Source organism: Lichenicoccus sp., assembly GCF_965276875.1.
GTDB lineage: Bacteria > Pseudomonadota > Alphaproteobacteria > Acetobacterales > Acetobacteraceae > Lichenicoccus.
The window spans coordinates 350,653-363,681 of sequence record NZ_OZ255701.1 but is presented as its reverse complement, the minus strand read 5'-3'; the positions used below and the strand labels follow the sequence as shown (position 1 = coordinate 363,681).

At 66.4% G+C, this 13,029-nt stretch carries 8 protein-coding genes; 6 read left to right on the top strand and 2 right to left on the bottom strand.

All coding sequences use genetic code 11. The features are described 5' to 3' along the window. The first annotated feature begins 49 nt into the window (after positions 1-49). The 6 genes from ftsZ to ACQY4K_RS01835 all read left to right on the top strand — a co-directional run bounded on the left by ftsZ (position 50) and on the right by ACQY4K_RS01835 (position 8,298). Positions 50-1,654: a cell division protein FtsZ gene (ftsZ, locus tag ACQY4K_RS01860; protein ID WP_428392937.1), complete on the top strand. Its 1,605-nt coding sequence runs from the start codon at positions 50-52 to the stop codon at positions 1,652-1,654. Positions 1,655-1,807: 153 nt separating this feature from the next. Then, positions 1,808-2,773 (top strand): UDP-3-O-acyl-N-acetylglucosamine deacetylase, encoded by a 966-nt coding sequence (gene lpxC / locus ACQY4K_RS01855; RefSeq protein WP_428396286.1) that lies wholly within the window; start codon positions 1,808-1,810, stop codon positions 2,771-2,773. A gap of 99 nt (positions 2,774-2,872) precedes the next feature. Beyond that, a complete protein-coding gene (locus ACQY4K_RS01850) occupies positions 2,873-3,766 on the top strand; it encodes an outer membrane protein assembly factor BamD (RefSeq protein ID WP_428396284.1) in 894 nt (297 codons plus the stop codon). Positions 3,767-3,776: 10 nt separating this feature from the next. Then, positions 3,777-5,456 carry a DNA repair protein RecN gene (recN, locus tag ACQY4K_RS01845; protein WP_428392936.1) on the top strand — a complete coding sequence of 560 codons (1,680 nt, stop codon included), beginning with the start codon at positions 3,777-3,779 and terminating at the stop codon, positions 5,454-5,456. Continuing rightward, positions 5,453-7,522 carry an NAD-dependent DNA ligase LigA gene (gene ligA / locus ACQY4K_RS01840; RefSeq protein ID WP_428392934.1) on the top strand — a complete coding sequence of 690 codons (2,070 nt, stop codon included), beginning with the start codon at positions 5,453-5,455 and terminating at the stop codon, positions 7,520-7,522. Before recN ends, ligA begins: the two co-directional genes overlap by 4 nt. Further along, on the top strand, positions 7,519-8,298 hold the full coding sequence (locus tag ACQY4K_RS01835) for a hypothetical protein (protein ID WP_428392932.1): 780 nt from the start codon (positions 7,519-7,521) through the stop codon (positions 8,296-8,298). The genes ligA and ACQY4K_RS01835 overlap by 4 nt, the downstream gene beginning before the upstream one ends. Before the next feature lie 77 nt (positions 8,299-8,375). Here the strand turns inward: ACQY4K_RS01835 and ACQY4K_RS01830 are convergent, their stop codons facing one another. After that, positions 8,376-9,941, bottom strand: coding sequence for a tetratricopeptide repeat-containing sulfotransferase family protein (locus tag ACQY4K_RS01830; protein ID WP_428392930.1), 1,566 nt, complete (start codon positions 9,939-9,941; stop codon positions 8,376-8,378). Between the two features lie 156 nt (positions 9,942-10,097). Next, positions 10,098-12,887, bottom strand: a complete 2,790-nt coding sequence (locus ACQY4K_RS01825) for a bifunctional YncE family protein/alkaline phosphatase family protein (protein ID WP_428392928.1) — start codon at positions 12,885-12,887, stop codon at positions 10,098-10,100. Between the last annotated feature and the right edge of the window lie 142 nt (positions 12,888-13,029).

Below are 13,029 nucleotides of genomic sequence, written 5' to 3'. Positions count from 1 at the left end.
GCGACGCAGACGTGTTTTAGTAACAGCAACCCTTCGGGAGACGCAGCCCATGACCCTGAACCTCACCTTGCCACAGCAGACCTATTCCGACTTCACCCCGCGGATCACCGTCATCGGCGTCGGCGGCGGCGGCACAAACGCCGTCGACAACATGATCCAGTTGCAGCTCCAGGGGGTTGAGTTCGTCGTCGCCAACACCGACGCCCAGCAGCTCACCCATAGCCGCGCCGACCGTCGGATTCAGCTCGGCCCGCATCTGACCCAGGGACTCGGTGCCGGTGCCAAGCCGGAGATCGGGCGCGCCGCCGCGGAAGAAGCCGCCGACGAGCTGGCCCGCCATTTGGACGGCGCGCATATGGTGTTCATCACCGCCGGCATGGGCGGCGGCACCGGCACCGGGGCGGCGCCGGTGATCGCGCGCATGGCACGCGAGCGCGGCATCCTCACTGTCGGCGTGGTGACCAAGCCGTTCACCTTCGAGGGGATCCGTCGCAGCAAGGCGGCCGACACCGGGATTGCCGAGCTGCAGCAGTTCGTCGACACGCTGATCGTCATTCCCAACCAGAACCTGTTCCGACTGGCCAACGAGCGCACCGGCTGGAAGGAGGCCTTCAAGATGGCAGACCACGTGCTCTACATGGGCGTGCGCGGGGTCACCGACCTGATGGTCGCACCGGGACTGGTCAATCTCGACTTTGCCGACATCCGTACGGTGATGGCGGAGATGGGCAAGGCGATGATGGGCACCGGCGAGAGCGACGGCGAGAACCGCGCGATCCGCGCCGCGGAAGCCGCGATCTCCAACCCGCTGCTGGAAGACACCTCGATGGCCGGCGCCCGCGGCCTGCTGATCAACATCACCGGCGGCGACGACATGACGCTGTTCGAGGTCGACCAGGCGGCGAACCGGATTCGCGAGGAGGTCGCCGAGGACGCCAACATCATCTTCGGCTCGGCCATCGACGAGGGCCTCACCGGACGCATCCGGGTGTCGGTGGTGGCGACCGGGATCGACACCGTGGCCCCGCAGGCGGAGCGTGGCCGCATGGCCGACACCGCTCAGGCGCCCGGCTCCGGACTCGCCGCCCCCTATCCGGCGCCGCACCAGGTGTCGCAGCCGCTGCCCAATTATGCGACCGGGCTCGGTTTTGGCGGCCGCCCCGGCGCGCGCAAGGGCGTGGCAGCCACCGGCCCGATCGGGGCCCCGGTGCTGACACCGCAGGCCGGCCCCTACCCTGGTACGCAAACCGCAAACACAGCGCCCGCCACGCCGCAAGCCGCTCCGGAAAACTGGTCACAGTATCAGGGCCGGCCGGCGCCGCTGGAGCAGCATGCGCCGGTGCAGGCACCGCCAGCGAACGCGCTGCCGCATCAGATCCCGATGGGCGCACGCCCCGCCTCGCCACGCGCCGGCCTGTTTTCGGAGCCGCCGCGCAATCCAGGCGAGGCGCCGCAATCCTCGAACCGCAGCCTGTTCGGCATCGTCACGGGCGCGCTGCGTCGGGGTTCCGCGCCGGCGAGCGGAGAGGCGCGCCGCAACGAGCCGCAACTGCAGGAGGCAGGCACCGATACGCCCGCGTCGGCGACAGTGCGTCCGGTCGGCGGCGAGGAGACCGGCCTGGACATCCCGGCCTTCCTGCGACGCCAGTCGTGATTTTGCGACAGCCCGCCTTCGCAACGAGAAACTCTTTATTTTCACAATGTTAGGACGAAATACTCGGCAATAAAGCTTGACTGGCGGGAGCCGGCGGGGTCGCCTAGACCTACGGTCACAACTCTGCCTACCCGCACGCAAGAGGTATCAATGATGGACGGCCTGGCTACTCTCGACAGCGTGCAGCAGGACGCCCGCGTCAGTGAGAGTGGTCAGGACCTCCACGCCATCCAGCACACGCTGCGCAATGCCATCTCCTGCCGGGGTGTGGGTCTACATTCCGGACGGATCATGACCCTGCGTTTGCTGCCGGCGCCGGCTGGGCACGGCATCGTCTTCAGGCGCTGTGATCTGGGGATCGATATTCCGGCGCGGTTCGATCATGTCGTCGACACCCGCCTGAGCACCGTCATTGCCAGTTCGACCGACGCACGGGCCCGGGTTGCCACGACCGAACATGTCATGGCGGCACTCGCAGGCTGCCGGATCGACAATGTGCTGATCGAGGTCGATGGTCCCGAAGTGCCGGCCCTGGATGGCTCGGCGGCGCAGTTCGTGTTCCTGATCGATTGTGCCGGCCGCGCGGCACAGGACGCCCCGCGCGGCGCCATCGAGGTCCTCAGGCGCGTCCGTGTGCAGGAAGGCGAGGCCTTCGCGGAGCTGCGCCCCGCTCCGTCCGCCTCTTTCAACCTGGCGCTTTCGATCGCCTTTCGGGCTCGCGTGATCGGCCGGCAGGCCTACAGCATGATCCTGACCGAGGATGATTTCCGACGCGAACTGTCGGTCTGCCGGACGTTCGCGATGCTCGACGAGATCGAATCGCTGCGTGAGGCCGGTCTCGCTCGCGGTGGCTCGCTTGACAACGCCATCGTGGTCGACGACGACCGCGTGCTCAACCCGGCCGGGCTGCGCCGGTCCGACGAGTTCGTGCGCCACAAGATGCTCGATGCGATCGGCGACCTGGCGCTCGCCGGCGCCCCGATCCGCGGCAGCTTCGTCGGTCACCGCTCCGGCCACGGACTGAACAACCGCCTGTTGCGCAAGTTGCTCGCCGATCCGGCAAACTGGCGTCATGACACAGGCAATGCTGCCGCTGACGAGGGTCTGCTGGCCGCTTGAGCGGGTTTGGCGACATGATATAAGGCGGGTCCATCTGAAAGGCCCGGCATGTCATTGAGCGGACATCACCCCGTGCGCGCCCGGCATATTCCGCTGGGCATGCTCATGGCGACAGCTTTGTTGTTGCCGGGATGTGCCGCGCTGAACGCGGTCAATCCGTTCTCCGGCAGTTCCAGTAAACCCACGCCGCCCATCACCGCCAACGTCACACCCGAGACCCTCTATAATAATGGTGTCGATGCGCTGCATGACGGCCGCTACAAGCTCGCCTCGAGCGAATTCGACGCCATCCAGCAGAACTACCCCTACTCGCCCTGGGTCTCGAACGCGCAGTTGATGGAGGGATATGCAGATTATCTGCAGAACGAATACACCGATGCCGTCTCGCAGCTCGAACGTTTCCTGCAGTTGCATCCGACCAGCAAGGATGCCGCCTACGCCTATTATCTGCGCGCCTTGTGCTACTATGAGCAGATCGCCGATATCCATCGCGACCAGCAGGGCACGGTCGAGGCGATGGTAGCACTCCAGGATGTCGTCTCCCGCTTTCCGGACAGCGCCTACGCCCGCGACGCGCGGCTGAAGATCGACCTGTGCCGCGACCATCTCGCCGGCAAGGAAATGCTGATCGGCCGCTACTACGAGCGCGAGCATTATTACGAGGCGGCGATCAACCGCTACCAGCGGGTGGTCCAGGACTTCCAGACCACCAACCATACCGCCGAGGCCCTGTCCCGGCTGGTCGAGGTCTACCTCAAGCTCGGCCTGACCGACGAGGCACGCCACACCGGCTCGGTGCTGGGCTACAACTACCCGGGCAGCCGCTGGTATCAGGACAGCTACCGGGAACTGCGCACATCGCACGCCCTTGCCGCCAACATGCCGCTCCCCGGAAGCACGAAGAACGAGCCGGTCGCACCCGACTCGCAGGACAGGAGTTTGGCCAAGCCGCGCCCGGGCTTCTTCACCCGCGCCCTGCATACGGTGTTCTAAGCGCCCGCCTATGCTGGTCCTGCTTTCGATCCGCGACGTGGTGCTGATCGAGAAGCTCGATCTGGTGCTGCATCACGGCCTGACCGTGCTGACCGGGGAAACCGGTGCCGGAAAATCGATTCTGCTCGACAGCCTGGGCCTTGCTTTGGGCGAGCGCGCCAGCGCCAGCCTGATCCGCGTCGGCGCGGCACAGGCCATGGTGAGCGCCTGCTTCGAGATCGATGTCAGCCATCCGGTGCACGCGCTGCTCGCCGAACAGGGCATCATGCAGGCGGAGCCGGACGAACCGCTGGTGCTGCGCCGGACCGTGAGCGTGGACGGCCGCTCGCGCGCCACCCTGAACGACCAGCCGGTCGGCCTGGCACTTCTACGTCGCGTCGCTTCCCTGCTGGTCGAAATCGAGGGCCAGCACGAGCAGCAGGGCTTGGCCGACGCCGCCAGCCACCTCGACCTGCTCGATCAGTTCGGCGGTCTGACTGAGGCGCGCGAGGCGGTCGCGAGCGACTGGCGCGCCTGGACGGAGGCGACCGCCGCCCTGTCGCGCGCGCGCGCCGAGCTCGAGGTGGCAGCGCGCGAGGAGATCTGGCTGCGCCAGTCGGTCGAGGACCTCGCCGCCTTGTCACCACAGCCGAACGAGGAGGACACGCTTGCCTCGATGCGCCAGGCGCTGCAGGCGAACGCCCGCCGTGCCGAGGCGATCACCGCCGCGCGCGCCGAGATCGCGCCGCGCGATCGTCGTGATCCCGGGCCCGCCGCCGCCCTACGCGCCGCCGGACGCGTGCTGCAGCGGCTGCTGCCCGATCCCGCGATCGACCCGACGCTCGCCGCCCTGGACGCTGCCGAGACCGCGCTCGCAGAGGCGGAGGGCCTGCTCGACCGCCTGGCGAGCGACAGCGAAGCCGATCCGCGATTGCTGGACCGCACCGAGGAGCGGCTGTTTGCGCTGCGTGCCGGCGCGCGCAAGCACGCGGTGCCGGTTGCGGCGTTGCCGGCGCTGCTCGCCACGCTGCGCGCACGGCTCACCTCTCTTGAGGAGGGTGCGACGCACACCCAGGCGCTCGCAGACGAAGCAACGAACCGGCGCGCGGAATTCGAGGCAGCCTGTTCTGCCCTCTCCGAAGCCCGCGCCGAGAGTGCCACCCGTCTCGCGGAGGCGGTCGGCACCGAGCTGCGGCCGCTGCGTCTGGATCGTGCGCGTTTCGTCGTCAGCCTGCCGAAGCTCGCACCCGACGCCTGGACTGCGCGCGGCGCCGAACAGGCGAGTTTCCTGATCGCGGCCAATCCGGGCCAGGAGCCGGGCCCCCTTGCCCGCGTCGCCTCGGGCGGCGAGCTGTCGCGGCTGATGCTCGCACTTAAGGTCGTGCTCGCTGGCCGCTCGGCGGTGCCGACCCTGGTGTTCGACGAGGTCGATTCCGGCATCGGCGGCGCCACCGCGGCGGCCGTCGGCGACCGTCTGGCGGCGATCGCGCACGCCATGCAGGTGCTGGTGGTGACGCACAGCCCGCAGGTCGCGGCCCGCGGTGATCAGCATCTGCGGATCAGCAAGCACGTCGCGCGCGCGCAGACCGAGATACGCGCTGAACCTTTGGCCGGGCAGGCACGGCGCGAGGAGATTGCCAGGATGCTCGCCGGCGAGACCATCACCGACGCCGCTCGCGCCGCCGCCGACAGCCTGCTCGGTGCCGCATGACCGACGCCCTCGACGAAGCCCAGGCCGCCGCCGAGCTCGAACGGCTCGCGCGCGAGATCGCCGCCCATGACGCCGCCTATCACGGCCGCGACGCCCCCAGCATCGACGACGCCGCCTACGACGCGCTGCGCGCACGCAACCGCGCAATCGAGGACCGTTTCCCGCATCTCGTGCGGCCCGATAGTCCGTCCGCGCGCATCGGCGCCGGCGCCGAGGGCGGCTTTGCCAAGCACCGCCATGCAACGCCGATGCTCTCGCTCGACAATGTCTTCGACCGCGCCGAGTTCGAGGCGTTTATCGCCCGCGCGCGTCGCTTTCTCGGGCGTGGCGACGATACGAGGCTCGCGATGGTCGCCGAGCCGAAGATCGACGGTCTGTCGATCAGCCTGACCTACGAGGATGGCACGCTGGTACGCGGCGCCACACGCGGGGACGGCACCACCGGCGAGGATGTCACCGCCAACGTTCGGACCATGCGCGCGGTGCCGCAGCGCCTCGCCGGCCACGCGCCAGGTGTCATCGAAATCCGTGGCGAGGTGTTCCTCGCCAAGGCCGATTTTTTTGCGCTCAATGAAGCCCAGCAAGCGGCCGGACAGCGGCCGTTCGCCAATCCGCGCAATGCCGCCGCGGGCTCGCTGCGACAGCTCGACACTGCGATCACCGCAACCCGCCCGCTCTCGCTATTCGCCTACGCGCAGGGGCGTTCAAGCACGCCGGTGGCCGACACCCACTGGCAGTTCCTGCAACGCCTGCAGGCCTGGGGGCTGCCGGTCAATCCGTTATCATGCCGCATCGATAATGCTGGGGACGCGGAACGGTTCCAGGACCGCATGGCGCTGGAGCGTTCCGCCCTCGCCTACGATATCGACGGCGTCGTCTACAAGATCGACCCGCTCGACCTGCAGGACAGGCTCGGCTTCGCCGGCCGCGCGCCGCGCTGGGCGACGGCGTGGAAGTTCCCCGCCGAGCAGGCGATCACGCGCTTGGCAGAAATCCGCATCCAAGTCGGACGCACCGGCGCCCTCACCCCGGTTGCGGTACTGGAGCCGGTCAATGTCGGCGGCGTCGAGGTCACGCGTGCCACCTTGCACAACGAGGACGAGATCGCGCGCAAGGATATCCGCGTGAATGACCGCGTCCGGCTGCAGCGCGCGGGCGACGTCATTCCGCAAATCCTCTCGGTGGTGTTGACGCCGGACGATCCGCCGCGCGCGCCACCCTATGATTTCCCGACCACCTGCCCCGCCTGCGGCAGCCGCGCCGAACGGCCGCCCGGCGAAGTCGTCAGGCGCTGCACGGGTGGCCTGATCTGTCCGGCGCAGACCGTTGAGCGACTGATCCATCTGGTCTCACGTAATGCTTTCGACATAGACGGGCTTGGTGAGAAAACGATCGTGGAGTTCCACAACGAGGGCCTGATCCGCTCGCCGATAGACATCTTCCATCTCTCTGCGCACGAGTCCGCAATCGCGTCGCGCGAGGGCTGGGGCACGGTCTCTGCGGCAAACCTGATCCGCGCCATCGAGACGCGCCGCCGCCTGCCGCTGGCGCGCTTCATTTTCGGTCTCGGCATACGGCGGGTCGGCGAGACCAACGCCCGGCTTCTGGCGCGCCACTATGGCAGTCTCAAAGCCTGGCGCGAGCAGATGCAGGCGGCATGCGAAATCGGCTCCGACGCGCGCCTGGCCCTGGGCTCGATCAACGGCATCGGCGCCGGCATCGCCGACGAGCTCGTCGCGTTCTTCTCCGAGCCGCGCAACATCGCAGCCATTGATGCGCTCGCCGCCGAGCTCACCATTGAGGATCCGGACGCGCCCGCCGCCGGCGCGCTGTCTGGCAAGACCATCGTTTTTACCGGCACCCTGGCCGCCATGAGCCGCCCGGAAGCCAAGGCGATCGCCGAACGACTTGGCGCCAAGGTCACCGACACGGTCTCGAAGAATACCGACATCGTCGTGCTCGGCACCGATGCGGGTGCGAAGGCGCGCAAGGCGGCGGCGCTCGGTCTGGCCACGCTGGACGAAGCCGGCTGGCGCGCCCTGGCTGGCCTGAAGTCGGAACGGTGAGACGGCTTCGCACGAGAGCTGCCATCGCATGCTCCCTGCTGGCCTCGCTGTCAGCTCTGGCAGTCGAACCGTCCAAGGACCTCATTGGCGCCTTTACGGCAACCTATCAGCACGCCCCGCCGCTCGTCAGGACCGTCAAGCAGCCGATCCTTGATGAAGAGCACCCCAACCACGTCTTCGAGGTGCTGACACAAACGGCAAGACTGGCGCCGCTTCGGCTCGTGAAACTGAGCAAGGCGCGTTACGCCCTGCTCGTATCGGAGACGCTGCTCAATGTCGGTCACGCATGGCCCGGAGCCTTCTCCATTGCCTACCTCGACTACAGCAAGAGGTGGAGGTTGGAGCATGTCTGGCCTGAGCTGACTTTCATGGGAGAAACAGGCATTCCGGCTGACGAGACTTGGCAAGCATATTTCTGGACCAAACCGCTCGTTTTCGCATCCAGCACATATTGCGGCATGGGTGGATGCACGGCCGATATTGCGGCCTTTGCTCTCGGCGACGCGGCGCCCCGCCTGCTCGGCACGGTCCCCGGGAGCGCCGAATACGGACCTAACGAACCGGCTCTCGGCGACTGCGAGACCTACCATTACGTCGCCCGGATTGGGCCTGCCAGACTCAAGAACAACGTCTTTTCGGTCAGGTTTTCCGGATGGACGGCGCCGCCTGGCCGCACTGAACCGAAGCAATGGTTTTCGCGCACAACCGATTACGCCATTTCGCGGAACATGTTGATCGCGCGGCCAGAGGTGAGCATTCCAGACTGCGGCAAATAGCACGTGCGGACGGGGATGTGGCTGTCAGGGGAAGCGGGTCGAAGTGCTCGTCGACGCAGATCGGTGTGCCGATAGACTCAAGGCGGAGAGTTGACGTCATCCAGCAGATCGCGCAGCGGACCGAGCCAGGGTTCGTAGCGGCGCCACGCGTCAGCCGGTCGCGCCGTGATCGGCTGGCGGACCTGCCACTTGCTTGGTGTCCTGACGATACGCGCATTGCGTTCAGGAAACAGGCTGGTATCGTTCCAGGAAAGCCCGCAAGCGTCGACGAGCCGGCGGATTGTCGGCTCAGGGTTGCAGGCGAGGTCCTCGTAGTCGAGCTCGATGAAGCGTTCGGCTGGCAAAGCTTGGCGCCAATGCGCGGCGAGCCTGCCGACAGCGCGGATCGTGGTTACGAGTGCGGCGCCACCGGTCGGAAAAACCACATGTTGGTTGAAATAGGTGCGATGGATCGAGAGTGCCACGTCGATTGGGCGGCGTCTGCAATGAATGATCGTGGCGCGCGGCAATGCCATGTGGATCACGCCGGCCCATAGAATGTTGAGTGGCATCTTGTCGGTGATGCGCAAGGCGTTCGGCGCGCGTGCGCGCAACAGGCGGACATAGTCGGACGCCCAGCCGGCCGCCAACGATGGATCGAAGCTGTCCCGCTCCCAAAGCGCGCCGCGCTTGGTCCAGAACCCGATCTCGCCGCCGGCATGCACATCCGGATGACAGGCAAGGATCTGTTCGACCAGTGTGGTGCCGGACCGCGGCAGGCCGATGATCAGAACGGGGGCCGCGTCGTCGACACCGCCGGCAGCGGCGCGTGCGATGATGTCGGGTGTGCAGCGTGCGATCAGTCGGTCGATGCGGGCTTCGAACGCGCGCGCGTCGAACGCGATCATTCCGTCGCGCAGCACATCCGCCTCGTCGAAATGCCGCATCGCCGCCGCGGGATCGTCGAGGTCGTCGGCCGCCTTGCCGAGTGCCAGATGGAGTTTCAGGCGTGCTTCGGGATGCAGCCCGGGCGTGACCAGGGCCGCTTGCATGCGGGCGATCAGGTCCGCGTCCCGCGGCGTCAGGCGTCGGCAGCGCGAGAGGTCATAATAGCTGCCGGCGTGACTTGGCGAGGCCAGGGTCGCGCGGTCGTAGCAGTCGCGGGCCTCGTCCAGGCGGCCGGCATCGGCCAGCACGGTGCCGAGCATGTCGAGTGCCGTGGCGTTTGCGGCGTCGCGCGCGAGCAGCTGGCGCAACGCGCGCTCGGCCTCGCCGTCACGTTCCTCGGCAAGCAGGACACGGATGGCGCAGAGTCGACCAAGGCTGGTCTTTGGCGCGGAGGCCGCCCCGCGACGAAAGGCGGCGAGCGCCTCGTCGCGCCGGCCGAGCGTATCGAGCAGCGCGCCCGCGCGAAACCGCGCCTCGACCAGCGACGCCTGCAACAGCGTCGCCTGGCGCCAGGCGGCGAGGGCGCCCTCCTCGTCCCCCAGCGCCTGGAGTGCGACGCCAAGGCGCAGACTGGCCAGGGCGAAGCGTGGGTTGGCGGCCAGGGCGGCGCGGAAGGCGGCGGCGGCTTCGCCGGCGAAACCCGCCTGCAGGCAGAGGAAGCCCAGATCATGCTGGATGGCGGCGTTGGTCGGCGCATGTGCGGCTGCCTGACGCATGGCCGCGATGGCTTCGAGTGGCCGACCTTCGCGGACAGACTGCCCAGCGCGGGCAAGCAGGGCATTGCTGGAGGCTGAAGCTGACATCGCCGCCAGATGGCAGAACTCTACCGACAAAGACAAGCCGGACGCTTGCGCGCCCGGCTTTCACATAAGTCAGTCGTCGTTGTCGGCGCTCGCATGTGCCGCGGCCTGAACGAAGCGGGCCGGACGCAGGATCTTCTTGTCACCCGGGTAGGGGCGCTTCCAGTCGGTCGCGGAATACCAGATCGCGTGATTGAGGAAGTTCTCGTCGACTGAGTCGGCGCGGCCGAGCTTGCCTTTCATCATCCAATCGGATGCCACGACCCAGGCCGCCTGCATCGCCGTCATCTTGGTGTTCATCGCATAGTTCGCGGGACCGGTGCCGGCGATCGGTGTGCCGCCCGGCCCGATGTTCAGCGGCACGGTCGCCGGGACATAAGTGAACGGCGCGTCGTTCGGCGTATTCTGGAAGCAATCGAACATCGGCGCCGCGGTCAGGTCGAACTGGGTCAGCGGTGCGAGACCGAGAATGTTCTCGATGGTGCGGTTGATATTTTCCTGCGTATAGGTGGTGTTGATCACGCGGCCGACGCCAGTCGATTGCGGGGCGACGGTATAGGGGCTGATCACGTAGGCCGGCATGCGGTGTCCGTCGACATGGTCGACACCGTCCTGCGCGTCGTCCTCCTCGACGAAGATCGCGGTGCTCGACCAGGTCTTGGTGTGGCTGATCGCGTCCACCATGCGGCCGAGTGCGAGATCGTTGTCGGCCTGGTAATTGAGCGGCAGTGGCAAGCCCGTGCTGGTGCCCGCGGTATGGTCGTCGGGCAGCCAGAGAACGGTCAGGTCGGGCACCTTGCCGGCGGCATCCTGCGCCTGCAGGATCGGGATATAATAGTCCATGCGATACTGGTCGGGGATGCCGAGATTAAAGGAGGGATAGTGCGGATCAAGGATCTTGCTCACCGATGGGATGTAGGCCGTCTCGGTATCGGAATTGTCCGGCACGATGTTCTGGCCCTGCTTGCCGCCGGTCTCCTTGTAGAGCGAGGTGTTGTAGAAGTCGGCCCAGCTGTAATCGCTGCCGTCCGGCTTGGTGGCGATGGTATAGTGATTGCTCCACTCACCATACATCTTGACGTCTAGGCCCTTTTTTTCCGCACCCGACCAGAGGAAGCCCTTCTGGGTGTAGGTCAGCGCATCATTGCTGTTGCCGCCGGGATAGCTGCGTATCCAATCCGGCGAGAGGATGTCGTTGGAGTAGAACGAACCTGACTCGACAATCCAGGGATGACCGTCGGCGGATTGCCGGCTCGGCGCATACAGATTATCGAGCAGCGGGAAGCGGGTCACCAGCGCGTCCTGGTTGGGGATCGCGGACGAGAACACCGCCAGACTCGGGTCGCCGTTGCCCTGCGGCTGGTTGCCCAACATCTGATCGTAGGTGCGGTTTTCCTTGATGATCAGGAACACATGCTTGATCAGCGAGGGCTCGCCGATATGCGCGGGGATCGCGACCGGAGTTGCGTTCGTATTGGCGTATTGCGGCCCCACCTGGATATTGGCGGAGTTCCAATGATTGTTGCTGATGACCTGCGCGGTCATCTTGGCGAGCGCGCTTTTGGTCGGCAGCGGGATCAGGCTGACCGTACCGGTCTCCTGGTGCGTGTTGAACGCGCTGACGCCGTGCGCGGTGCCGATCGAGCCCTGCGCGCCGATCCCCTTGTCGTCGCAGACGACGAGCTGCTGGGTGCCCTTGTCGTAGGCAATCGACGTCGGGAAATAGGCCGTCGGGATATAGCCGAGCACCGGAATGGCGGAGTCGTTGGTGAGGTCGATCGCGGCAATGGCATTGGATTGCCCGAGCGTTACATAAAGCGTGGTGCCGACGACGACGACGCCGTTGGCGCCGGCGCCGAACGCGCCACCCGTGATGGGCACGCCGACCTTGATGGTGCGCACGACCTGCTTGAGGCCGGTGTCGATGACGGAAATGGTGTCGTCATAGGAGTTCGCGACATAGAGCATCGAACCGTTGATCGACATGCCGGCGGGATGCAATCCGACGGCGATGGTTTTCACGACCGTGCCGGTACGCAGGTCGATCACCGATACCGTGCCGGTGGTCGCGAAGCCGTCAGTCGGATCGGAGACGATTGCGGTGCCGTCGGAGGGATTGGTAAAATCGGACGATGTCGCGGGACGGCCGCCCTCATTGGTGACATAGGCGAAGTTGCCCTTCACGGCGATGGAGTTGGGCGCGTTGCCGACCGGGATTTGCGACACCAGGGTGCCGTTGAACAGGTTGATGACGCCGACCGTGTTGTTGGCGTTCAGTGCAACGAGCCCGATCGAGCCGTCGACGTCGACCACGCCGCCGGCATTGGCGGAGAAGCTGTTATAGAGGTTCGGATTGGCCGGCGGCGACGGCAGGGCTACGCTCATCGCCGGCGTCAGCTCGCCGGTGAAGGGATCGACGTTCGCCACCGCGACGAAGTTGTTGTCCTGGCTGAACAGCAGCTTCGAGCCGTCGGCGGAGTAGCTGATGCCGGTAAAGGAGCCGGTCTTGTTGCTCGCGGCACTGGTGCCGGTGCCGGTCGAGGGCACATACCGCTGGATCACCTGTCCGGTTTTGGTGTTGAACACGACCACGGGGGCGTCGGCGTCCATCAGCAGCACGGCGCCGCTTCTGGTATGCTGCTTCGGGTTGACCGCAACCGCCTTGGCGACGACCGGCGAGCCGAGATAGACGAGCGTTCCGGACGGCGTCAGGAGCTGGTTGTCGGAGGCGACGATGGTGCCGTTTTTCTGGATGCCGACGGTGCGCGTCGACGGGTCCGGTGCCGCGTTCGCAAGCGCCGGTGCCACCAGGGCAAGCGCGAACAGTCCCGCGAACGGATGCTTTCGAAAACTCGTTTTCACTGTCAACTCCTGTCTCGATTGGGAGTCTGCCTGGCAGCAGAGCCGGAGCGTGGCTTTGTGTCTCGCCGTGCCCTACGTAATCTTAACGTTTTCGACAGAATTGGGCAGGCCATGAGGGTGACAGTTGCATGAACAATGAACT